Here is a 22,135-nt window from a genome sequence, read left to right on the forward strand (position 1 = left end):
GCAGACATGTATCACGACAATATAATTTATAAGAAAAAGTCTAACGATCCTCACTTCCTGCTCGGCGTAGCCGTGGTGCTGTTCCTCGGCGCCTACCTGATGAACCTGGGCAACAGCGCCCTCAGTCATTTTCTGCATCCGCTGCTGGGCAATGCCCCGGACAGCCTGACGGCACGCAACGTCGCCATCGGGCTGGGCATTGCCGTACTGGGCACCTTGAACTTCCACGTCCTCGGGCGCCTGAAGTTCAAAGTGCAGACTACGGTGGTGTGGATCGAACTACTGATCCTGTTTCTGGCGTTCTTCGACACCTTCGACCTGTCTTACAGCTTCATCCTCGACAAGATCGGTTTCCTGATCATCCAGGGCGCTGCAACCACCTTGTACATCTCTGCAGTGGCCATCGTCCTGGCCTTTGTGCTGGCGCTGGTCGGCGCAGTGGCCAAGCTGTCGAACAACGGCCTGGCCAATGCCCTCGCCTCGTTCTACACCTCGTTCTTTCGCGGCGTGCCGTTGCTGATTCAGATCTACCTGATTTACCTGGGTCTGCCGCAACTGGGCTACGTGGTCGATGCGGTGCCTGCCGGTATCCTCGCGCTGTCCCTGTGTTACGGCGCCTACATGACCGAGATTTTCCGGGCCGGCATCCAGAGCATTCCGGTCGGCCAGTGGGAAGCCTCGCGGGCGCTGAACATCAGCCCGTTCAAGACCCTGAGCCGGGTCATCATGCCGCAGGCCTTGCGGGTGATCATTCCACCCACCGGCAACCAGTTCATCGCCATGCTCAAGGACAGTTCGCTGGTGTCGGTGATCGGTGTCTGGGAACTGATGTACCTGGCCAAGACCCAGGGGCGCGCAGACTTCCGCCACCTGGAAATGCTGATCACCGCCGCGATGATTTACTGGGCCCTGTCGTTCATTCTGGAACGGGTCCAGGCGCGAATCGAAAAACGGGTCAATCGATCCGTGGCAAGGGGTTGATGCGTGATGACTCGTACCGATACCGCCCAACAACGCGACCTGGCCCCTGCTGCGCAGACCAGTCCCTCGATGATTTCAATCACCGGCCTGAACAAGTGGTACGGCAACTTTCACGCCCTGCGCGACGTCGACCTGAACGTCGCCGCTGGCGAAATCCTGGTGGTGTGCGGCCCGTCGGGTTCGGGCAAATCGACAATGATTCGCTGCATCAACCACCTGGAAAATTTCCAGAAGGGCCACATTCAGGTCAACGGCATCACGCTCACCAGTGAAGCGGAAAGTGTCAGCGCCGTGCGCAGCGAAATCGGCATGGTGTTCCAAAGCTTCAACCTGTTCCCGCACTTGAGCGTGATGGACAACCTGACTCTGGCCCCGCAGCTGGTGCAAGGCGTGTCGGCCACCGAGGCGAAAAAACGCGCGCAGGTCTATCTGGAGCGGGTGCGGATTGCCGAGCATGCCCACAAATATCCGTCGCAACTGTCCGGCGGCCAGCAGCAGCGCGTGGCCATTGCCCGGGCGCTGTGCATGAACCCCAAAGTGATGCTGTTCGACGAACCAACCTCGGCGCTGGACCCGGAAATGGTCCACGAGGTGCTGGACGTGATGGGCGAGCTGGCCACCGACGGCATGACGATGATTTGCGTGACCCACGAAATGGGCTTTGCCAGCAAGGTCGCCGACCGAGTGCTGTTCATGGATCAGGGCCAGGTGATCGAACAAGCCACCCCGGCCGAGTTTTTCAAAAACCCGCAGACCGAACGCGCACAGAAATTCCTGTCGCAGATCATCGGGCACTGAGAAGCGCTTTACCCCCGCATAACAATAACGAAAAGTGGAGATGGACATGCTCAGTAAAAAACCCGCAATCACCCTTGCTGCCGCCTTGTCACTGTTGTTCGTCGGCGCCGCGAACGCCGGTGCCGTTCTGGACAAGATCGAAAGCAGCAAGACGTTGACCGTCGCCACCTCGGCGACCTGGCCCCCGCAGGGGTTCATCAACGACAAGAATGAAATCGACGGTTTTGATATCGACGTGTCCAAGGAGATCGCCAAGCGTCTCGGCGTCGAGGCCAAATTCATCACGCCCGACTGGGATGTGATTACCGCCGGCAAGTGGAATGGCCGCTGGGACGTGTCCGTCGGCTCGATGACCGCCACCAAGAGCCGTGCGCGGATTCTCGACTTTCCCGGCACCTACTACTACGTGCCCTACGTGTTTGCGGTGCACAACAAATCCACGGTCACCGACCACAAGGCGTTGAATGGCAAAACCATCGGCGTCGAAGGCGGCACGACGTCCGAGGACTATTTCAGCCAGGCACTGGCCATCGAAACCACTGACGTGCCACCCGTCGTCTACGACGTTAAAACCGAAAAAATGAAGACCTACGCCGGCTCCGTCGGACCGCTGGACGATCTGCGCCTGGGCGACGGTGCTCGACTCGACGCCATCCTCACCCAACGCAGCACGCTGGATGCGGCCGTCAAGAAGGGTTACCCATTACGCGCTGTCGACAACGGCGTGGTGTTCTACGAACCGCTGGCCGTTGCCACCGACAAGGGTGACCCGGAGCTGAAGGCGAAACTGAGTGAAATCATCGGCGCAATGCATAAGGACGGCACGCTGACCAAACTGTCGGACAAGTGGTACGGCGTCGACTACTCGACCATCAAGTAACACTGCCCTCCCCTGAGGGAGCGAGCCTGCTCGCGATGAGGCCATCAAATTCAGCATTAATGTTGAATGTTCGACCGCCATCGCGAGCAGGCTCGCTCCCACAAAGGCCAGCCCTCGCTTGAATGTCCGGCAACTTATCAAGGATCGACCATGTCCTTCCCCAACACCTGGTATTCCCAAACCTCGCTGCCCCGTGCGGCCAGGCCCGAATTGAACACCGACGAAACCTGCGACGTCTGCATCATCGGTGCCGGCATCGCCGGCCTCACCGCCGCCCTCGAACTGATCCGGCGCGGCAAGCGTGTGATCATCCTCGAAGCCCATCAGGTCGCGTGGGGAGCCTCCGGCCGCAATGGCGGCGTGGTCTCGCCGGGCTGGGCCGAAGGGTCTGGAGCGATCCGCAAAAAACTGGGACTGGAAAACGCCAGAACGCTGTTCCAGATGTCGGTTGAAGGGGTAGAGCTTGTCCGCCGCAACATCGCCGAACTGGCCCTCACCGGCTGCAATCCGTCCGCCGGCACAATCCGAGTCAAGCGCTACGACGACAGCGCCAGCGTGAAAAACCACATCGACACAATGCGCCGCGACTTCGCTTACGAACTCAACTTCCTCGACACCGCCCAGGTCCGCGAACGGGCGCATACCCAACGTTATTTCCAGGGTGTGGAGGATCCGAACGCTCTGCATTTCCACCCGTTGAATTATTGCCTGGGCCTGGCCCTTGCCATTGAAGCGGCGGGCAGTCGCATTTTCGAACACTCCAAAATGCTCACCTGGCGTCGCGAAGGGAACGACAAGATTGTCCAGACCGCTCACGGCAGCGTGCGCTGTCAGGACCTGGTGTTCTGCGCCGGCGGTTACGGCGGGCCGGAGCTGCAAAAGCTCAGCCGCGCCTACCTGCCGATTGCCACCTACGTGGTGCTCACCGAACACCTGGGCGATTCGATCAAAAGCGTTCTTGAGTCAGGCGCCGCGTTTTCCGATGACCGTCGCGCCTCGGACTATTACCGCATTGTCGAAGGCGATCGCCTGTTGTGGGGCGGACGTATCACGACCCGTCACGAACAGAATGAAAAAGCCCTGGCGGCCATGCTCAAGGCCGACATGGTGTCGGTGTATCCACAACTGGCGCCGGTCAGGATCGAATTGGCCTGGTCCGGTCTGATGGGGTATTCCACCAACAAAATGCCCAACCTGGGATGGCTGGAACCAGGTGTCTGGGCGTGCACTTCATTTGGCGGTCATGGACTGAATACCGGTTCGATTGGCGGCAGGGTGATTGCTGAAGCGGTGTGCGGGGAAACTGCTCGGCATGAACTGTTCAAGCCGTACTTGCTGGACTGGAACGGTGGACCGTTCGGGCGCGTTGCCGCCAATGCGATCTATCAATCGCTGAAGGTCATGGACTTCGTCCAGGAACGGTTTCGCGGTTGACCAACACAATCCCTGCAGGAGCGAGGCTTGCCCGCGAAGGCGACTTCCACTGACACGACGCCTTCGCGGGCAAGCCTCGCTCCTACAGGGGTCTGGTGAACGCTTTTGCTGTGGGCACAAAAAAACCGGCCGAAGCCGGTTTTTTCATTTCAACGATTTCAGAACTTGGCGTTCTGCAGATCATCGAGGTAACGCTCGGCATCCAGTGCCGCCATGCAACCGGCGCCGGCCGAGGTGATGGCCTGACGGTAAACGTGGTCAGCCACGTCACCGGCAGCGAAGATGCCTTCGACGCTGGTGGCCGTTGCGTTGCCGTCGCGGCCGCCCTGCACAACCATGTAGCCGTCTTTCAACGTCAGCTGGCCTTCGAACAGCGAAGTGTTCGGGGTGTGGCCGATGGCGATGAACACGCCGTCGACTTTCAGCTCGTCGAAGCTGCCGTCGTTGTTCTTCAGGCGGGCACCGGTGACGCCCATGTTGTCGCCCAGGACTTCGTCCAGGTTCGCGTTCAGCTTCAGAATGATCTTGCCTTCGGCAACGCGGGCATTGAGCTTGTCGATCAGGATCTTCTCGGCGCGGAAAGTTTCGCGACGGTGGACCAGGGTCACGGTGCTGGCGATGTTGGCCAGGTACAGCGCTTCTTCAACAGCAGTGTTGCCGCCGCCGACCACAGCCACTGGCTTGTTGCGGTAGAAGAAACCGTCGCAAGTTGCGCAGGCCGATACGCCTTTGCCCATGAACGCTTCTTCCGAAGGCAGGCCGAGGTAACGGGCGCTGGCGCCGGTGGCGATGATCAGGGCGTCGCAGGTGTAAGTCGCGCTGTCGCCGATCAGGGTGTACGGCTTGGCAGCGAAGTCCACGGCATTGATGTGATCAAAAACGATCTCGGTTTCAAAACGCTCGGCGTGCTCTTTCATGCGGTCCATCAGCGCCGGACCGGTCAGGCCGTGGACGTCGCCCGGCCAGTTGTCGACTTCGGTGGTGGTGGTCAGTTGACCGCCGGCCTGCATGCCGGTGATCAGCAGTGGCTTGAGATTGGCACGGGCGGCATAGACCGCGGCACTGTAACCGGCAGGGCCGGAACCGAGAATAATCACTCGCGAATGACGGACTTCAGACATGACCTGCTCCTGTTGACCGGCCCGGAACACCTGGCGCGGAACGCCGGGTTGCCGGCGGGAATAAAAAAGGACCGTTGAAAGCCTTGGGGAAGGCTCGGGTTCGACAGTCCTGTAAAAAGAATGGGTGCAGCGTATCGAGGGGGCGAAGATTAAGGAAATACGGTTTAACAATCCAGCTCATAGGCGGTCTCTATCCGGTCACGATGGATTTATAGGCGCCTTTGTTACAGTTAATGTCGATGTCGCTGCCGCGCTTTCGCCTGTCAGGCAAAGCCGGTAAGGTCGGCGCGTTTACCCTTTGCTCGGAGCACGTTATGCCCGCCCCCGTTCTGTCCGGCCCGCAATACCTGCGCGAAGGTCTCAAATTGGTCTTGAGCCCCAGCCTGCGTTTGTTCGTATTGTTGCCCTTGGTGATCAACCTCGTGCTGTTCGTCGGATTGATCTACCTGGCCAGCCATCAATTCAGCCTGTGGGTCGATACGCTGATGCCGTCCCTGCCCGACTGGCTGAGTTTTCTCAGTTACGTCCTCTGGCCGATTTTTGTCGTGCTGGTGGTTCTGATGGTGTTTTTCACCTTCACCATGCTCGCCAACGTCATCGCCGCGCCGTTCAACGGCTTCCTGGCGGAGAAGGTCGAAGTGGTGGTGCGTGGCACCGATGACTTCCCGGCGTTCAGTTGGGGTGAACTGGTCGCCATGATCCCGCGCACTCTGTCCCGGGAAATGCGCAAACTCGGCTACTTCCTGCCGCGGGCAATCGGATTGTTCATTCTCTCGTTCATCCCCGTGGTCAACATCATCGCCGCGCCGCTGTGGCTGCTGTTCGGGGTGTGGATGATGGCGATCCAGTACATCGACTACCCGGCGGACAACCACAAACTGGGCTGGAACGAAATGCTCGCCTGGCTGCGCGAGAAGCGCTGGCAGAGCATGAGTTTTGGCGGGATCGTGTATCTGGTGTTGCTGATTCCGGTGGTCAACATCCTGATGATGCCGGCGGCCGTGGCCGGTGCGACGCTGTTCTGGGTGCGTGAGCGCGGCGCAGAGAATCTGGTGACCCAACGCTGACACCGTCACAAATCCATCATCGAAACGCCACAATGACGACATGCCCCCAGCCGACACTGGGGTCATGACGACAGCTCTGCATATCACCCTCATCACCGAAACCTTCCCACCGGAAATCAACGGCGTGGCCAATACCCTCGGCCGCTTGTGCGATGGCTTGCGCGCGCGCGGGCATCAGGTCGAACTGGTGCGGCCGCGTCAGGGCTGCGATCTTCTGGCGGCCAGCAGCGATGAGCTGTTGCTGTGTCGCGGCTGGCCATTGCCGGGCTATCCGGGTTTGCAATGGGGTCAGTCGTCGATGCACAAGCTGCTGCGGCGCTGGAAACGTCATCGTCCGGACGTGCTCTACATCGCCACGGAAGGGCCGCTGGGATTGTCGGCGTTGCGAGCGGCGCGGCGTTTGGGGATTTCAGTGGTCAGCGGCTTTCACACCAATTTCCAGCAGTACTCCAATCAATACGGGCTCGGCTTGCTGTCGCGCTTGCTGACTCATTACCTGCGCTGGTTTCACAACCGTTCGACGTTGACTCTGGTGCCCAGCATCAGCCAGCGACTGGAACTGGAACGGCGCCATTTCGAACGTCTGGCGTTGTTGTCCCGAGGGGTCGACAGCCAATTGTTTCATCCGGTCAAACGCCTGCAATCTTTACGCGAACAGTGGGGACTCGCCGAGAAAGACATCGCGGTCATCCACGTCGGACGCCTGGCGCAGGAGAAAAACCTCGGCTTGCTCAAGCGCTGTTTTGACGGCCTGAAGGCCACTTATCCACAGCGCAAACTGAAATTGATCGTGGTCGGCGACGGGCCGCAGCGAGGTTTTTTGGAGAAGGAGCTGCCTGACGCGATTTTCTGCGGCTCACAACGAGGCGAAGCGTTGGCCAGTCACTATGCGTCAGCGGACGTATTTCTGTTTCCGAGCCTGACCGAAACCTTCGGCAATGTGGTGCTTGAAGCGCTGGCCTCGGGATTGGGCGTGGTGGCCTACGATCAGGCGGCTGCGGCTCAACACATTCGTCATGGCTATAACGGCGTGTTGGCGATGCCGGGCGACGAAGAGGCGTTCTGCGATGCTGCGACGTGGTTGCTGGAGGAGCGCGAAACCTTGCGTTGCGTGCGGCTCAATGCGCGCCAGCATGCGAGTCGTCAGGGCTGGGCGGCGATTATCGAGCAGTTCGAGGGGCAGTTGCGAGGGGCTTGTGTGAGGGAGTTGGCGGTGCCTGAGGCACAGACCTTATCCTGACTGGTGGGTGACATTGAATCCGTCTTCGCGAGCAGGCTCGCTCCCACAAAGGTTCTGCGTCATGCACAAAACCTGTGGGAGCGAGCCTGCTCGCGAAGAGGCCCTTCCAGTCGCTGCTTAAACCAGGGTCATCAACGCCTCACGGCTGAACGGCAGGATGTCTTCCTCACGACCATCACGCACTTTCTGCGCCCAGTCCGGGTCGACCAGCAGCGCACGCCCTACCGCCACCAGATCGAACTCGTCGTTGTTCAAGCGCTCCAGCAGTTTTTCCAGGCTGGCCGGCTGCGCGATCTTGTCAGTGTTGACCATGAACTGCAGGAACTCGCCATCCAGGCCAACGCTGCCCACTGTGATGGTCGGCTTGCCTGTGAGCTTGCGGGTCCAGCCGGCCAGGTTCAGCTCGGAACCGTCGAACTCCGGCTCCCAGAACCGACGCGTCGAGCAGTGGAAAATGTCCACGCCGGCGTCGGACAGCGGCTTGAGGAATTCCCCCAGCGCCTCCGGTGTTTGCACCAGGCGCGCGGTGTAATCCTGCTGCTTCCACTGCGAGAAACGGAAGATGATCGGGAAGCCTTCGCCGACGGCTGCACGCACAGCCTGAATCAATTCGATGGCAAAACGCGAACGGTTGGCCAGGCTGCCGCCGTATTCGTCGGTGCGCTGGTTGCTGCCTTCCCAGAAAAACTGGTCCACGAGGTAACCGTGGGCGCCGTGGATTTCCACGCCGTCCATGCCAATGCTTTGGGCGTCTTTAGCGGCTTGGGCGAACGCGGCGATCACGTCCTGGATATCTTGTTTAGTCATGCCGTGAACCACGACCTGACCGTCCTTCAATTTCTCCGACGGACCGTAACCCGGCACGCTGGCATCCGGCTCGGTGCCGATGCGGCGCACGCTGCCCACATGCCATAACTGCGGAACGATCTTGCCGCCCTCGGCGTGGACTGCGTCGACCACTTTCTTCCAGCCGGCCAGCGCGGCCTCACCGTAGAAATGCGGCACGTTCGGGTAGCCGTTGGAGGCCTTGTGCCCGACGGTGGTGCCTTCGGTGACGATCAGGCCGACGCCGGCAGCGGCGCGACGACGGTAGTACTCGATCACTTTGGAATTGGGTACGCCGCCCGGGGAGAAGGAGCGGGTCATCGGTGCCATGACGACGCGGGTCGGCAGTTCGAGGCTGCCGAGGTGGAACGGTTTGAACAGGGCTTTGACGGGCATGGGACGCTCCACGGGGAAAATGACTTTATGACGGCGATAATATGGAGAGTCGCAAGCCTTGAACAGCACTATTGATTTGGGTGATTAAGATCCAAAAGCAAAAGATCGCAGCCTCCGGCAGCTCCTACGGGGAAGGTGAACACCCGTAAGGCTGCCGAAGACTGCGATCTTTTGATGTTTCTTTATTTAGCTCAGCGCTTTTTCAATAGCATGGATGACCGTCGGATCATCCGGCGCTGTGCGCGGCGAGAACCGCGCCAGCACTCGGCCGTCCTTGCCCAGCAGGAATTTTTCGAAGTTCCAGGTGATGTCCCCCGGAAACTCCGCACCCTCGCCCGCGAGCAAACGGTACAGCTGATGACGATCATGACCGTTGACTTCCAGCTTGCTGGACAAAGGAAAGGTCACGCCATAGTTGAGGCTGCAGAATTCCTGGATCTCTTGCTCGGTACCCGGTTCCTGCCCGGCAAACTGGTTGCACGGCAGGCCCAGCACGCTGAAGCCTTTGTCCTTGTATTGCTGGTAGAGGTTTTCCAGCGCCGCGTATTGTGGGGTCAAGCCACATTTGGAAGCGACGTTGACCACAAGCACGACGTGCCCCTTGAGGGGTGCCAGCGGTAGCTCCTGTCCATCCAGGGCTGTCAATTTAAGGTCGTGAAAAGCACTCATGACGAACTCCAGATTCCCGTGTTCTACTCGAAACAGCCACTTGGCGATGTCGCCAGGGACAGCCGCGGACTAAAAAGGCGCCCCTCGGGCGCCTCTCCAGTTCTCTGAGCTTAGCGCAGAAAATCAGTGGTGATGGCCACCTTCGCCATGGACGTGACCATGAGCGACTTCTTCCTGGCTGGCGTCACGGATGGCGATGATCTTGACCTGGAAATTCAGGCGCTGACCGGCCAACGGGTGGTTGCCGTCGACGGTGACATCGTCGCCGTCCAGATCGCGGATGGTAACGATCTGCATCTGGCCGTCCGGCGCGGAAGCGTGGAACTGCATGCCCACTTCCAGTTCGTCGACGCCTTCGAACATGCTGCGGCTCAGGGTGCTGACCAGTTCGGCAGCATATTCGCCGTAGGCATCTTCAGGTTCAACGGCTACGGTCAGCTCGTCGCCGACTGCTTTGCCTTCCAGTGCCTTTTCCAGGCCCGGGATGATGTTACCTGCGCCTTGCAGGTAGACCAGCGGCGCGCCGCCGGCGGAGCTGTCGATGACCTCACCAGCGTCGTTGGTCAGGGTATAGTCGATGGAGACAGCCTTATTGGCGGCGATCAGCATGGGGCGAGACCTTTTGCATAAGAATGAAGAATGGCCAAGTTTAGCGAAGCAATCGCCCGAAAGCGAACACAACCCGGACAGACGGATGACGGCGAAAGGCTCGACGGTCACAGGCTTCCATCAAGATGAGGACGGGCACTGGGTGGCCGAGCTTTCCTGCGGTCACACCCAGCACCTGCGCCACCAGCCGCCGTGGCAATCTCGCGCCTGGGTCCTGGACCCCGCGCAACGTATTGAAAAAATAGGCCAGCCCTTTGATTGCGGTTGGTGCGCACAGGCCTCGGTTAGCGATAACCTTGGCGACTGAATTTCGGTAGATCGTCAGCTATAGATGATCGCCATTGCCATGCACCCTTAGAGAATCCGCATGCAAACTTTTTTTATCGCACCCACCGATTTTGGTGTGGGACTGACCTCCATCAGCCTCGGGCTGGTGCGCACCCTTGAGCGCGCCGGCCTCAAAGTCGGCTTTTTCAAACCGATCGCCCAGCCGCATCCGGGTGACACCGGCCCGGAACGCTCCACCGAACTGGTGGCGCGCACCCACGGTTTGAAACCGCCGCAGCCACTCGGTCTGGCTCACGTCGAGCGCATGCTTGGCGACGGTCAGCTGGATGAGCTGCTCGAAGAAATCATCACCCTTTATCAGCAAGCGGCCGTCGGCAAGGACGTGCTGATCGTCGAAGGCATGGTCCCGACCCGCAGCGCCAGTTACGCCGCGCGGGTGAATCTGCACTTGGCAAAAAGCCTCGACGCCGAAGTGATCCTGGTCTCGGCACCGGAAAACGAAGTGCTGACCGAACTGTCTGGCCGAGTGGAATTGCAGGCGCAATTGTTCGGAGGCCCCAAAGATCCGAAAGTCCTCGGCGTGATCCTCAACAAGGTCAAGACCGACGAAAGCATGGAGGCGTTCGCTTCGCGCTTGAAGGAACATTCGCCGTTGCTGCGCAGCGGTGATTTTCGCCTGCTCGGCTGCATTCCTTTCCAGCCGGAATTGAACGCGCCGCGCACCCGCGACGTCGCCGACCTGATGGGCGCGCAGATTCTCAATGCCGGCGATTATGAAACCCGGCGCATGACCAAAATCATCATCTGCGCCCGCACCATGCGCAACACTGTGGAGCTGCTCAAGCCCGGCGTGCTGGTGGTGACCCCCGGCGATCGCGACGACATCATCCTCGCCGTCAGCCTCGCCGCCATGAATGGCGTGCCGCTGGCCGGCCTGTTGCTGACCAGCGACACCCTGCCCGATCCGCGCATCATGGACCTGTGCCGTGGCGCATTGCAGGCGGGCTTGCCGGTGTTGTCGGTGAGCACCGGCTCCTACGACACCGCCAACCAGTTGAACGGTCTGAACAAGGAAATCCCGATCGACGACCGCGAGCGTGCGGAGATCATCACCGACTTCGTTGCCAGTCATCTGGATGCCAACTGGCTGCACCAGCGTTGCGGCACTCCGCGTGAAATGCGCCTGTCGCCCGCGGTGTTCCGTTATCAACTGATCCAGCGTGCCCAGGCCGCCAACAAGCGCATCGTCCTGCCCGAAGGCAGCGAGCCGCTGACCGTGCAAGCGGCGGCGATCTGTCAGGCGCGCGGCATCGCCCGTTGCGTGCTGCTGGCGAAACCGGAAGACGTCGAAGCCGTGGCCCGCGCCCAGGGCATCGAGCTGCCGCCGGGTCTGGAGATTCTCGACCCGGACCTGATTCGCGAGCGCTACGTCGAACCGATGGTTGCGCTGCGCAAAAGCAAAAGCCTCAACGCACCGATGGCCGAGCAACAACTGGAAGACACCGTGGTGATCGGCACCATGATGCTGGCGCTGGATGAAGTCGACGGTCTTGTCTCCGGGGTCATCCACTCCACCGCCAACACCATCCGCCCGGCCCTGCAGCTGATCAAGACGGCGCCGGGCTGCACGCTGGTGTCGTCGGTGTTCTTCATGCTGTTTCCCGAAGAAGTGCTGGTCTACGGCGACTGCGTGATGAACCCGCACCCGAGCGCCAGCGAACTGGCCGAGATCGCTCTGCAAAGCGCCGACTCGGCAGCCGCATTCGGCATCACCCCGCGCGTGGCGATGATCAGCTACTCCAGCGGTGAATCGGCCAGCGGCGAAGAAGTCGAAAAGGTTCGCGAAGCGACGCTGCTCGCCCACGAACAACAGAATTCGCTGCTGATCGACGGCCCGTTGCAATACGACGCCGCCGCCAACGAAACCGTGGCCCGGCAACTGGCGCCGAACAGCCAGGTCGCCGGGCGCGCCACGGTGTTCGTGTTCCCCGACCTGAACACAGGCAACACCACGCACAAAGCTGTGCAGCGCAGTGCCGATTGCGTCAGCCTCGGGCCGATGCTGCAAGGCCTGCGCAAACCCGTGAACGACCTGCCGCGCGGCGCGCAAGTCGATGACATCGTGTACACCATCGCGCTGACCGCGATTCAAGCTGCCAACCGACCTTTGGATCTTTAAATGCTGGCTTTTCTACCTGCCGCCGTGCGCGGCGTGATTGCATCGTTGTTGCTGGCGTTAAATACCATTCTGCTGTGCTCGTTTCTGTTCTGCGTAGCGATCATCAAGGTGTTGCCCTTTGCCCTCACCCAGCGTTTCTCGCTCTGGTTGATGAGCCACACCCATGAAGCCTGGATCAGCAACAACAAGGCCTGGATGAACCTGGTCTGCCGCACCCGCTGGCACCTCAGTGGCCTGCAAGGGCTGGACTATAAGCACTCGTACCTGATCACCAGCAACCACCAGAGCTGGGTGGACATTATGGTGTTGCAGTACGTGCTCAACCGGCGCATCCAGCCGCTGAAATTCTTCCTCAAACAGGAACTGATCTGGGTGCCGGTGATTGGCCTGGCCTGGTGGGCGCTCGGTTTTCCGTTCATGAAGCGCTATTCCAAGGCCTACCTGGAAAAGCACCCGGAGAAGAAAGGCAAAGACCTGGAAACCACCCGCAAGACCTGCGACAAGTTCCGCCATAACCCGGTGGGGATTTTCAATTTCGTCGAAGGCACCCGGTTCACTGAAGGCAAGCATGCGCAGCAGAAATCACCGTTCAAGTACCTGCTCAAGCCCAAGGCTGGCGGCATTGCGTTTGTGCTGGATGCGATGGGTGAACAGCTTGAGTCGATCGTCAACGTGACCATTCACTACCCGGCCGGGCGTCCCGGTTACTGGGATCTGCTGTGCGGGAATGTGAAGGATGTGGTGGTGCACTTTCAGGAACTGAAGATTCCGCCGCAGTTCATTGGTAAGAACTACGACCAGGATGGGGAGTATCGGTTGCAGTTTCAGGGCTGGATCAATCAGTTGTGGGAAGACAAGGATGCGTTGCTTGGGCAGATGCATCGGGAGTATCCGGCGAAGTAATCAGGCGCCTGTGCCGGCCTCTTCGCGGGCAAGCCTCGCTCCTACGGATTTGGGGTGATCGCAACCTATGACGCGACACAAACCCGTAGGAGCGAGGCTTGCCGCGAAGGCGTCCGAACAGAAACAAAAAAACCCGCCGATGATCACTCATTGGCGGGTTTTTTATTAACGGCTAACGCTTAGATCGCGCCACGCTTACGCAACAGATCCAGCACTTGCTTGACGCTTTCTTCCAGCGACAGCGACTGGGTGTCGACGATGAGGTCGGCGTCCAGCGGCACGTCATACGGGAAGGAATCGCCCGGGATGTTATCCCCCGCCGCCGCGTACAAGCCTTGCGGATCACGCTCGGCGCAGACCGTCGGCGAGGCCTGGACGTAGACCGTCAGCAGACGCTCCTTGCCGATCAGTTCCCGAGCCTGCTCACGACCTTCAGCACTCGGCGCCACGAAGGCCGCCAGGGTCAACAGACCGGCTTCGTTGAACTGACGCGCAACGTGCGCGGCACGACGCCAGTTTTCGGTACGCCCGGCGCGATCCTGTGGCAGACCTTTGTTCAGGTCGTGACGCAGGTTCTGACCATCAAGGACAAACACCGCACGACCCAAGTCGAACAGTTTGCGTTCAACCGCGTAAGCCAAGGTGCTTTTGCCCGCGCCCGACAAGCCGCTGAACAACACGGTGGCCGGTTGCTGACCGAAACGCTGGGCGCGTTCTTCGGTGGCCACGTGCGCCAGTTTGCCGTGGTGCGTGCTGCTGCCATGCGCCAACGGCTGGGCGATGATCATGCCGGCGGCCACGGTGCCGTTGGTCAACCGATCGATGACGATGAACGAACCGGTGGTGCGGTTGCTGGCGTAACCGTCCAGTGCGATGGCTGCGTCGAGGCTGACCTTGACCCGACCGATCTCGTTCAGGTTCAACGAGCTGGCAGGACCTTCTTCCAGGGTGTTCACGTCAACACGATTGACGATGCTGGTGATCGAACCCGGCACGTAACTCGTGGCGCGCTTGATGTCGTATTTCTTGCCCGGCAGCATCGGTTCTTCGGCCATCCACACCAGCATGGCGTCGAAGGCGTCGGTCACTTGCGGCTGGTTGTCGGCGTGCACCAGCAAGTCGCCGCGAGAGATGTCGATCTCGTCTTCCATGGTCAGCGTCACCGCTTGACCAGGACCTGCGTGTTCCAGCTCACCTTCGAAAGTGACGATGGATTTCACGCGGCTGCTCTTACCCGACGGCAGCACAACGACTTCGTCGCCCTTGTGCACGACGCCGCTGGCCAGAGTGCCGGCGAAACCACGGAAGTTCAGGTTCGGACGGTTGACGTACTGCACCGGGAAACGCAGGTCGGTGTAGTTGCGGTCGTTGGCGATCTCGACGGTCTCGAGAATCTCCATCAGCGACTGGCCGGTGTACCACGGCGAGCGCTCGGACTTGTTCACCACGTTGTCGCCTTTCAATGCCGACATCGGCACGAAGGCCATGGTGGTCGGCTTGAACGCGATGCCTTCGGCGAACTTCAGGTAATCGGCCTTGATCGACTCGAACACGGTTTCGTCGAAGCCGTTGAGGTCCATCTTGTTGATGGCGACCACGATGTGCTTGATGCCGAGCAACGAGGCGATGAAGCTGTGGCGGCGGGTCTGGGTCTGCACGCCGTAGCGGGCGTCGACCAGGATGATCGCCAGGTCACAGGTGGACGCACCGGTGGCCATGTTGCGGGTGTACTGCTCATGGCCGGGGGTGTCGGCGATGATGAATTTACGCTTGGCGGTAGAGAAATAGCGGTAGGCGACATCGATGGTGATGCCCTGCTCACGCTCGGCCTGCAGGCCGTCGACCAGCAACGCCAAGTCGATGTCTTCGCCGGTGGTGCCGACTTTTTTCGAGTCGCGGGTGATGGCTTCCAGGTGATCTTCGTAGATCATCTTGGAGTCGTGCAGCAGGCGCCCGATCAGGGTGCTCTTGCCGTCGTCGACGTTGCCACAGGTCAGAAAGCGCAGCATTTCCTTGCGTTCGTGCTGGCCCAGGTAGGCGAGGATGTCCTCGCTGATCAAATCAGATGCGTGACTCATTGCATTCGAGCTCCAAGCTGTAAGCTTCAAGCGGCAAGCTTGTCGGCGTACAGCTACTCAGAAATTTTGTTGATCAAGCCGCATAGCATTCTTGAAAGCTCGCGGGTTTCTTTAATCCAATCGTCAGCCAGAGGATCAGTAATGCAGGCAATATCACGGCCGATGAGGATCTGAGTGCGCAACTCACCACACGAGGCTTTTGCCACCCAAAGAAAATGTACTTTTTCCTTGGCACCACAACGCTCCATCCCTTCAGCAATATTGGAAGGCACCGATAGTGCGGAGCGGGTAATTTGATCCTTGAAGCCAAAATCCCCACATCTCGCAAACTCCCTGTAGATCCTTACCGCCAAACACTTACTTCTCTGCCAGACAATCAGCTTCTCGAAATCCATTGCGAGTCATCCGATAACGGCTCGCAGCAACCGGCCACAAGCACCAAACTACGAAATTACGCATACCGCCCTTAACTTGCAGCTTGCCGCTTGTAACTCGAAGCTTAAAAGTACCCCTGACGTTTCTTTTCTTCCATCGAGCCTGCGCCATCGTGATCGATGACCCGGCCCTGGCGTTCGGAAGTTCGCGTCAGGAGCATTTCCTGAATGATGTCGGTCAGGCTGGTGGCCTCGGACTCGACCGCACCGGTCAGCGGGTAGTCACCCAGCGTGCGGAAACGGACTTTTTTCTTGACGATGCGCGCCTTGTCTTCGTCGCTCAGGTGATTGAGCAGGCGTTCGTCGTCGATCATGATCCAGGTGCCATTCATCTCGATGACGTCGCGTTCAGCGGCGAAATACAGCGGCACGATCGGGATGCCTTCGAGGTAGATGTACTGCCAGATGTCCAGTTCGGTCCAGTTCGACAACGGGAACACACGAATGGATTCGCCCTTGTTGACGTTGCCGTTGTAGACGTTCCACAGTTCCGGGCGCTGGTTTTTCGGGTCCCAGCGGTGCTTGGTGTCACGGAAGGAGTACACGCGCTCTTTGGCACGGGACTTCTCTTCGTCGCGGCGAGCGCCACCGAAAGCGGCGTCGAAGCCGTACTTGTCGAGAGCTTGTTTCAAGCCTTCGGTTTTCATGATGTCGGTGTGCTTGGCACTGCCGTGGGTCAGCGGGTTGATGCCCTGCGCGACGCCATCGGGATTCACGTGTACCAGCAGGTCAAGGCCGAGTTCTTCGACCATGCGGTCGCGGAACGCGTACATCTCCTTGAACTTCCACCGGGTGTCGACGTGCATCACCGGGAACGGCAGTTTGCCCGGGAAGAATGCCTTGCGCGCAAGGTGCAGCATCACGGCGGAGTCTTTACCGACGGAGTACAGCATCACCGGGTTATCGAACTCGGCGGCGACCTCGCGGATGATGTGGATGCTTTCGGCCTCCAGCTGTTTCAGATGCGTCAGTTTGTCGACCATGGCTACTCACGAAAACGATCTTATGGACGGCCAGCGGGCCGTGTTCGAGCGAGGAATCCTAGCACAGCGTCCTCTTCTAATCAGGACGCGAGCTAGATCGAAAGGGTATATGAATATACCCCCTCGTTTGGGCACCAAAGACCCAGTGGGAGCGAGCTTGCTCGCGATTGCGGTGTATCTGTCACATCAATGTCGCATGTGATGCAGCGATCGCCAGCAGACTGCCACATTTGATTTTTGGTGGTAATCAGATCGGATTCGGACAATCGATGAAGATGTGCTCAAGGGCAAACCGCCGGGCCAGGTAATCACCCAGCGCCTGCACGCCATAGCGCTCGGTGGCGTGATGGCCGGCGGCGATGAAGCTGATGTCGTTTTCCCGGGCGCTGTGGAAGGTCTGCTCGGACGCCTCACCGCTGATATACAAGTCGACGCCAGCCAGCACGGCCTGATCGATGTAACCCTGGCCGCCACCGGTGCACCAGCCGACCCGGCGGATCATATCGCTGCCTTCGACCAGCAACGGCTCGCGGCCCATGACTTCCTGCACTCGGCGAGCGAAATCACGGGGCGTCATCGGTTCACTCAACGAGCCAACGAGGCCGACAACCTTGAGATTGTCCGGATCCAGCGGGCCTTCGACCGTGATGTCGAGCTGCCGCGCCAGCTGCACGTTGTTACCGACGTCCGGGTGCAGGTCCAGCGGCAAGTGATAGGACAGCAGGCTGATGTCGTGCTTGAGCAGGGTTTTCAACCTACGCTGCTTCATACCGGTGATGCACGGATTCTCGCCTTTCCAGAAATAGCCGTGATGCACCAGCACCAGATCGGCCTGAGCTTCGACTGCGGCGTCGAGCAACGCCTGGCTTGCCGTGACGCCGCTTACGATGCGCATCACCTGCGGCCGACCTTCGACCTGCAAGCCGTTGGGGCAGTAATCGGCAATCCTGGCACTGTTTAGGTAACGATCGGCTTCTTCGACCAGGGTGCTCAAGGCGACGGCCATAAAAGACTCCTAAATATCCCGTTCAGAGGCGAGCTGCGCCTCGTATAATGCGCGACATTATGGGCGGTCTCATGCCGCCTGCAACCTCTCAGGACGTGCTTAATGCTCAAGGCGCTGCGTTTTTCCGGCTGGCCGCTGTTGGCCGGCGTGCTTATCGCTCTGTTGATCATCCAGCGTTACCCGCAGTGGGTCGGGCTTCCGAGCCTCGACGTCAACCTGCAGCAAGCCCCGCAAACCACCACGACGCAGCAAGGTCCGGTGTCCTATGCCGACGCGGTCACCATCGCCGCGCCGTCGGTGGTGAACCTGTACACCACCAAAGTCATCAACAAACCGAACCATCCCTTGTTTGAAGACCCGCAGTTCCGGCGCTTCTTCGGCGACAACTCGCCCAAACAGAAGCGCATGGAGTCGAGCCTGGGTTCCGGGGTGATCATGAGTCCGGAAGGTTATTTGCTGACCAATAACCATGTCACCAGCGGCGCCGACCAGATCGTGGTCGCGCTCAAGGATGGTCGCGAAACCCTGGCCCGCGTCATCGGCAGCGACCCGGAAACCGACCTCGCGGTGCTGAAGATTGACCTGAAAAACCTGCCGTCGATCACCGTCGGTCGCTCCGACAACATCCGCATCGGTGACGTCGCCCTGGCCATCGGCAACCCGTTCGGCGTCGGTCAGACCGTGACCATGGGCATCATCAGCGCCACTGGCCGTAACCAGTTGGGCCTGAACAACTACGAAGATTTCATCCAGACCGACGCTGCGATCAACCCCGGTAACTCCGGCGGTGCGCTGGTGGATGCCAACGGCAACCTGACCGGCATCAACACGGCGATCTTCTCCAAGTCCGGCGGCTCGCAAGGCATCGGTTTTGCGATCCCGGTCAAACTGGCCATGGAAGTGATGAAGTCGATCATCGAACACGGGCAGGTGATTCGCGGCTGGCTCGGCATCGAAGTGCAACCGTTGAGTCAGGAACTGGCGGAGTCGTTTGGTCTGTCGGGGCGCCCGGGCATTGTGGTCGCAGGGATTTTCCGTGACGGTCCGGCGCAGAAGGCTGGCCTGCAATTGGGTGACGTGATCCTCAGCATCGACGGCGAACCGGCCGGTGATGGTCGGCGCTCGATGAACCAGGTTGCGCGGATCAAACCGACCGACAAGGTCACCATTCAGGTGATGCGCAACGGCAAAGAGCTCAAGCTCACGGCTGAGATCGGCCTGCGTCCGCCGCCGGCGCCGGTTAAAGAGAAAGAAGAAAACTGACCCTGTCCCGAGGATCGCTGGCTAACAGCAGACATTCTCATTAGGCATGTTATATTGTTTCAATATCACTATTGGAACAACATAACATGTCGTCTCGTACAATGGCTTCCGTGGCAGGTCTTGCCCTCGGCCTGCTGGTGGATCCGGTCTTCGCCGAAGAGCCCGGCACCCTCGAACTGGACGCCATCAGCGTCACCTCCGACTACGAATCGCCCACCGGCCCGGTCCAGGGCTACCGTGCCACGCGGTCTGCCAGCGCGACCAAAACCGATACCGCGATCCGCGACATCCCGCAATCCATCAGCGTGATTCCCGTCAGTGTGCTCAATGACCTGGGCAGCACCAGTGTCGAGCGCGCCCTGGATTTTGCTGGCGGTGTGTCGAAGCAGAACAACTTCGGAGGCCTGACGCTTTACGAATACAGCGTGCGCGGCTTTACCACCTCGGAATTCTACAAGGACGGCTTCAGCGCCAACCGGGGTTATCCGAGCACCCCGGACGTCGCTAACATCGAGCGCATCGAAGTGCTCAAAGGACCCGCCGCCAGTCTCTACGGGCGCGGCGATCCGGGCGGCACGGTGAACATCGTCACCAAGAAACCCCAGCCCGAAGCATTCACCACCCTGCAAACCAGCGCCGGCAGTTGGGACCGCTATCGCACCGCCCTCGACGTCAACACGCCGCTGGATGACGAAGCCAACGTGCTGTCGCGAATCAACCTGGCCGTCGAGGACAACCACAGCTTCCGCGATCACGTCGACAGCCAGCGAGTGTTTGTCGCGCCCTCCTTCAGTTGGCAACTGAACCCGGACACCAGCCTCTTGGTGGAGAGCGAATTCGTCCGTCACAGCTCCACGTTCGATCGCGGCATCGTCGCGCCGAACAACAAATGGAGTGGCGTGTCCCGTTCGACGTTCCTTGGCGAACCCAATGACGGCAACATCGACAACCACAACAACCTGCTGCAAGCAGCCCTCGAACACCATCTTAATGACAACTGGAAGCTGCGCCTGGCCAGCCATTACAAGGAAGGCAAACTCTGGGGCTACGCTTCCGAAAGTCGCCCGCTGAATGCCGACGGCCACACTGTGAATCGGCGCTATCGCGAGCGCGACACAAACTGGCACGACAGCATCACCCAACTCGAATTGCGCGGTCTGTTCGACCTCGGCAGTTGGCAGCACGAACTGCTGATTGGCAGCGAGTATGAAAACTTCCGCAAGAACGAACGGGTCACGACCATTGCCGGCGGCCCCTACGCTATCGACATTTATCAACCCGTCTACGGTCAGCCGAAACCCAACGGTAAGCGCTCCGGCACCGACCTTTTTGAACACGTCGAAAGCCGGGCGCTGAACCTCCAGGACCAGATTGTCTTCACCGACAAACTGCGCGGCATGCTCGGTGCACGCTTCGAACATTTCGAGCAAAGCATCGACGATCACAGCCGCGGTGCCACCAGCCGCCAGAGCCACGACGCACTGACCCAACGGGCCGGCCTGCTTTATCAGCTGACACCCGAAGTCGGGCTGTTCGCCAACGCCTCCACCTCGTTCAAGCCGAACAACGGCCTGGACGCTGGCGGCCAATCCTTCGACCCGGAAGAAGGCGTCGGTTACGAAGTCGGGATCAAGAGCGAGCTGTTCGACGACCGCTTGAGCACCACCCTCGCCGCCTTCCATATTGAAAAGGAAAACGTCCTTGCACTAGACCCGGGCACGGACACCAGCCGCGCCATGGGCAAGGCCCGCAGCCAGGGATTCGACCTGCAAGTCACCGGGCAAGTGACCGACGCCGTGCGGGTGATCGGTGCCTTCGCCTACATCGACGCCGAGGTCACCGAGGGCGACAAGGTAATTCCCACCGGCAGCCGAATCCTCGGCGTCGCCAAGCGCAGCGGCAGCCTGCTGGGCGTTTATGAATTTCAGGATGGCCATTTACGAGGCTCCGACGTCGGCGCGGCGTTCACTTACGTCGGCGATCGTTCAGGCGAATCCGGCAGCGATTTCGAGCTGCCGTCCTACCACACCGTCGACCTTCTGGCCCATTACAAGGCCAGCAAAAACGTCACTGTCGGCCTGAACCTGAACAACCTTTTCGACGAGAAATACTACGAGCGCTCCTACAGCAATTACTGGGTCAACCCCGGTGAGCCGCGCAATTTCACCGTCAGCCTCACACTCAATCTGTAAAAGGAAGTTCCCATGCAAAACCTCAAACCCGCACTGCTCAGCCTGCTGCTCGGCCTGTTGTTTACCGGCCAGGTCTCGGCCCATGGTCTCTGGACCGAACAGCGTCGCGGCAACATCGAAGTGATTTACGGCCACGGCGCCGAAGACAACGCCTTCAAGGCACAAAAAATCAGCGGCGCCTGGGCTTATGACGTCAACGACAAAATGATCCCGGTGACCGTCCAGCGCCTGGCCGATCACGCACGTCTGCAACCGCTGAAGCCGCCTGCCGTGATGGCGGTGGCGCTGGACAACGGCATGTGGTCGCAAACGGCGGATAAAAAATGGATCAACGAAGGACGCAGCAAAGTGCCGGGGGCCATCGAGTCGACACAGACGTTCAAATACAGCCTGGCGATTTATCAGCCTGGGGCGAAGTTACCCAAGCTTGATCAGATGAAACTGCTGATTCTGCCGGAGGTTGATCCTCTGACGGTTGGACCGGGCAAGTTGCTGCCCGTGCAGGTGTTATTGGATGGGAAGCCGGCGGCGGGGGTGAAGTTGATTGGCGACTATCGAAGTGCGCCGAATACGTTGAGTACCGAGACAGATAAGGACGGGCGTGCGCAGGTGGTGGTGCGTAATGAAGGGTTGAACGTGATTTCGGCGCAGATGGAGATCGTGCTGAAGGACAATCCGGATGTGGCGACGCGGGGGGTGTTCAGTTCGCTGACGTTTCTGGGCGAACCGCATCACGAGTAACCCTCTGTAGGCGCGCACGGTGCGGCGGTCCGACTTGCCCGTGGAGAA

At 59.8% G+C, this 22,135-nt stretch carries 20 protein-coding genes; 12 read left to right on the top strand and 8 right to left on the bottom strand.

Annotated features, from left to right (window positions below):
* Nucleotides 1-6 precede the first annotated feature (6 nt).
* From FBY01_RS07990 to FBY01_RS08005, 4 genes are all read left to right on the top strand, one after another.
* Complete coding sequence (locus tag FBY01_RS07990; protein WP_077747437.1) at nt 7-981, top strand: amino acid ABC transporter permease; 975 nt, start codon at nt 7-9, stop codon at nt 979-981.
* A 69-nt stretch (nt 982-1,050) separates the two neighbouring features.
* Complete coding sequence (locus FBY01_RS07995) at nt 1,051-1,779, top strand: amino acid ABC transporter ATP-binding protein (RefSeq protein WP_145307016.1); 729 nt, start codon at nt 1,051-1,053, stop codon at nt 1,777-1,779.
* A gap of 46 nt (nt 1,780-1,825) precedes the next feature.
* Nucleotides 1,826-2,659 (top strand): transporter substrate-binding domain-containing protein, encoded by an 834-nt coding sequence (locus FBY01_RS08000; RefSeq protein WP_077747458.1) that lies wholly within the window; start codon nt 1,826-1,828, stop codon nt 2,657-2,659.
* Nucleotides 2,660-2,809: 150 nt separating this feature from the next.
* Nucleotides 2,810-4,093 carry an FAD-binding oxidoreductase gene (locus tag FBY01_RS08005; protein WP_145306949.1) on the top strand — a complete coding sequence of 428 codons (1,284 nt, stop codon included), beginning with the start codon at nt 2,810-2,812 and terminating at the stop codon, nt 4,091-4,093.
* A 158-nt stretch (nt 4,094-4,251) separates the two neighbouring features.
* Here the strand turns inward: FBY01_RS08005 and trxB are convergent, their stop codons facing one another.
* Nucleotides 4,252-5,214, bottom strand: coding sequence for a thioredoxin-disulfide reductase (trxB, locus tag FBY01_RS08010; protein ID WP_010463259.1), 963 nt, complete (start codon nt 5,212-5,214; stop codon nt 4,252-4,254).
* Between the two features lie 314 nt (nt 5,215-5,528).
* Between trxB and cysZ the strand changes: the two genes are divergently transcribed.
* Both cysZ and FBY01_RS08025 read left to right on the top strand, forming a co-directional pair.
* Complete coding sequence (cysZ, locus tag FBY01_RS08020; RefSeq protein ID WP_010463261.1) at nt 5,529-6,281, top strand: sulfate transporter CysZ; 753 nt, start codon at nt 5,529-5,531, stop codon at nt 6,279-6,281.
* A 40-nt stretch (nt 6,282-6,321) separates the two neighbouring features.
* On the top strand, nt 6,322-7,521 hold the full coding sequence (locus tag FBY01_RS08025) for a glycosyltransferase family 1 protein (protein ID WP_042932370.1): 1,200 nt from the start codon (nt 6,322-6,324) through the stop codon (nt 7,519-7,521).
* Nucleotides 7,522-7,638: 117 nt separating this feature from the next.
* On the opposite strand, the gene FBY01_RS08030 is transcribed toward FBY01_RS08025, so the two are convergent.
* From FBY01_RS08030 to FBY01_RS08040, 3 genes are all read right to left on the bottom strand, one after another.
* Nucleotides 7,639-8,742, bottom strand: a complete 1,104-nt coding sequence (locus FBY01_RS08030; protein ID WP_077747433.1) for an NADH:flavin oxidoreductase — start codon at nt 8,740-8,742, stop codon at nt 7,639-7,641.
* A 186-nt stretch (nt 8,743-8,928) separates the two neighbouring features.
* A complete protein-coding gene (locus FBY01_RS08035; RefSeq protein ID WP_010463268.1) occupies nt 8,929-9,411 on the bottom strand; it encodes a glutathione peroxidase in 483 nt (160 codons plus the stop codon).
* 123 nt (nt 9,412-9,534) lie between these two features.
* Nucleotides 9,535-10,020 (bottom strand): peptidylprolyl isomerase, encoded by a 486-nt coding sequence (locus tag FBY01_RS08040; protein WP_010463269.1) that lies wholly within the window; start codon nt 10,018-10,020, stop codon nt 9,535-9,537.
* On the opposite strand from FBY01_RS08040, the gene FBY01_RS08045 reads away from it, so the two are divergent.
* The 3 genes from FBY01_RS08045 to FBY01_RS08055 are packed head-to-tail and all read left to right on the top strand — an operon-like array spanning nt 9,989 to nt 13,390.
* Nucleotides 9,989-10,327, top strand: coding sequence for a DUF3565 domain-containing protein (locus FBY01_RS08045; protein ID WP_042932938.1), 339 nt, complete (start codon nt 9,989-9,991; stop codon nt 10,325-10,327). The genes FBY01_RS08040 and FBY01_RS08045 overlap by 32 nt on opposite strands.
* Nucleotides 10,328-10,387: 60 nt before the next feature.
* Complete coding sequence (gene pta, locus FBY01_RS08050) at nt 10,388-12,487, top strand: phosphate acetyltransferase (protein ID WP_010463273.1); 2,100 nt, start codon at nt 10,388-10,390, stop codon at nt 12,485-12,487.
* On the top strand, nt 12,488-13,390 hold the full coding sequence (locus FBY01_RS08055; RefSeq protein ID WP_077747431.1) for an acyltransferase: 903 nt from the start codon (nt 12,488-12,490) through the stop codon (nt 13,388-13,390). It abuts the gene before it with no gap.
* A 179-nt stretch (nt 13,391-13,569) separates the two neighbouring features.
* Here the strand turns inward: FBY01_RS08055 and cysN are convergent, their stop codons facing one another.
* The 4 genes from cysN to FBY01_RS08080 form a co-directional block, all read right to left on the bottom strand.
* On the bottom strand, nt 13,570-15,468 hold the full coding sequence (cysN, locus tag FBY01_RS08060) for a sulfate adenylyltransferase subunit CysN (RefSeq protein WP_010463277.1): 1,899 nt from the start codon (nt 15,466-15,468) through the stop codon (nt 13,570-13,572).
* A gap of 53 nt (nt 15,469-15,521) precedes the next feature.
* Nucleotides 15,522-15,863, bottom strand: coding sequence for a four helix bundle protein (locus FBY01_RS08065; protein WP_145306951.1), 342 nt, complete (start codon nt 15,861-15,863; stop codon nt 15,522-15,524).
* Nucleotides 15,864-15,967: 104 nt separating this feature from the next.
* Entirely contained in the window at nt 15,968-16,885 is a 918-nt protein-coding gene (cysD, locus tag FBY01_RS08070; protein WP_010463281.1) for a sulfate adenylyltransferase subunit CysD, read from the bottom strand.
* 247 nt (nt 16,886-17,132) lie between these two features.
* The gene (locus tag FBY01_RS08080; RefSeq protein WP_145306953.1) at nt 17,133-17,891 is read right to left on the bottom strand and encodes a Nif3-like dinuclear metal center hexameric protein; all 759 of its coding nucleotides are present in this window, start codon (nt 17,889-17,891) and stop codon (nt 17,133-17,135) included.
* A 102-nt stretch (nt 17,892-17,993) separates the two neighbouring features.
* On the opposite strand from FBY01_RS08080, the gene algW reads away from it, so the two are divergent.
* From algW to FBY01_RS08095, 3 genes are all read left to right on the top strand, one after another.
* Nucleotides 17,994-19,154: a Do family serine endopeptidase AlgW gene (gene algW / locus FBY01_RS08085; RefSeq protein ID WP_010463285.1), complete on the top strand. Its 1,161-nt coding sequence runs from the start codon at nt 17,994-17,996 to the stop codon at nt 19,152-19,154.
* A gap of 86 nt (nt 19,155-19,240) precedes the next feature.
* Complete coding sequence (locus tag FBY01_RS08090) at nt 19,241-21,346, top strand: TonB-dependent siderophore receptor (RefSeq protein WP_042932372.1); 2,106 nt, start codon at nt 19,241-19,243, stop codon at nt 21,344-21,346.
* 12 nt (nt 21,347-21,358) lie between these two features.
* Nucleotides 21,359-22,087 carry a DUF4198 domain-containing protein gene (locus FBY01_RS08095; protein WP_145306956.1) on the top strand — a complete coding sequence of 243 codons (729 nt, stop codon included), beginning with the start codon at nt 21,359-21,361 and terminating at the stop codon, nt 22,085-22,087.
* The last annotated feature ends 48 nt before the right edge of the window (nt 22,088-22,135 follow it).

The organism is Pseudomonas sp. SJZ077 (assembly GCF_007993905.1).
In the GTDB taxonomy this organism is placed as follows: Bacteria; Pseudomonadota; Gammaproteobacteria; order Pseudomonadales; family Pseudomonadaceae; genus Aquipseudomonas; species Aquipseudomonas mandelii.

Bases quoted from the DNA above. Each gene is read 5' to 3' on its own strand.
- FBY01_RS07990 (WP_077747437.1), top strand. From the start codon at position 7: ATGTATCACGACAATATAATTTATAAGAAAAAGTCTAACGATCCTCAC.
- FBY01_RS07995 (WP_145307016.1), top strand. From the start codon at position 1,051: ATGATTTCAATCACCGGCCTGAACAAGTGGTACGGCAACTTTCACGCC.
- FBY01_RS08000 (WP_077747458.1), top strand. From the start codon at position 1,826: ATGCTCAGTAAAAAACCCGCAATCACCCTTGCTGCCGCCTTGTCACTG.
- FBY01_RS08005 (WP_145306949.1), top strand. From the start codon at position 2,810: ATGTCCTTCCCCAACACCTGGTATTCCCAAACCTCGCTGCCCCGTGCG.
- trxB (WP_010463259.1), bottom strand. From the start codon at position 5,214: ATGTCTGAAGTCCGTCATTCGCGAGTGATTATTCTCGGTTCCGGCCCT.
- cysZ (WP_010463261.1), top strand. From the start codon at position 5,529: ATGCCCGCCCCCGTTCTGTCCGGCCCGCAATACCTGCGCGAAGGTCTC.
- FBY01_RS08025 (WP_042932370.1), top strand. From the start codon at position 6,322: ATGCCCCCAGCCGACACTGGGGTCATGACGACAGCTCTGCATATCACC.
- FBY01_RS08030 (WP_077747433.1), bottom strand. From the start codon at position 8,742: ATGCCCGTCAAAGCCCTGTTCAAACCGTTCCACCTCGGCAGCCTCGAA.
- FBY01_RS08035 (WP_010463268.1), bottom strand. From the start codon at position 9,411: ATGAGTGCTTTTCACGACCTTAAATTGACAGCCCTGGATGGACAGGAG.
- FBY01_RS08045 (WP_042932938.1), top strand. From the start codon at position 9,989: ATGGAGACAGCCTTATTGGCGGCGATCAGCATGGGGCGAGACCTTTTG.
- FBY01_RS08040 (WP_010463269.1), bottom strand. From the start codon at position 10,020: ATGCTGATCGCCGCCAATAAGGCTGTCTCCATCGACTATACCCTGACC.
- pta (WP_010463273.1), top strand. From the start codon at position 10,388: ATGCAAACTTTTTTTATCGCACCCACCGATTTTGGTGTGGGACTGACC.
- FBY01_RS08055 (WP_077747431.1), top strand. From the start codon at position 12,488: ATGCTGGCTTTTCTACCTGCCGCCGTGCGCGGCGTGATTGCATCGTTG.
- cysN (WP_010463277.1), bottom strand. From the start codon at position 15,468: ATGAGTCACGCATCTGATTTGATCAGCGAGGACATCCTCGCCTACCTG.
- FBY01_RS08065 (WP_145306951.1), bottom strand. From the start codon at position 15,863: ATGGATTTCGAGAAGCTGATTGTCTGGCAGAGAAGTAAGTGTTTGGCG.
- cysD (WP_010463281.1), bottom strand. From the start codon at position 16,885: ATGGTCGACAAACTGACGCATCTGAAACAGCTGGAGGCCGAAAGCATC.
- FBY01_RS08080 (WP_145306953.1), bottom strand. From the start codon at position 17,891: ATGGCCGTCGCCTTGAGCACCCTGGTCGAAGAAGCCGATCGTTACCTA.
- algW (WP_010463285.1), top strand. From the start codon at position 17,994: ATGCTCAAGGCGCTGCGTTTTTCCGGCTGGCCGCTGTTGGCCGGCGTG.
- FBY01_RS08090 (WP_042932372.1), top strand. From the start codon at position 19,241: ATGTCGTCTCGTACAATGGCTTCCGTGGCAGGTCTTGCCCTCGGCCTG.
- FBY01_RS08095 (WP_145306956.1), top strand. From the start codon at position 21,359: ATGCAAAACCTCAAACCCGCACTGCTCAGCCTGCTGCTCGGCCTGTTG.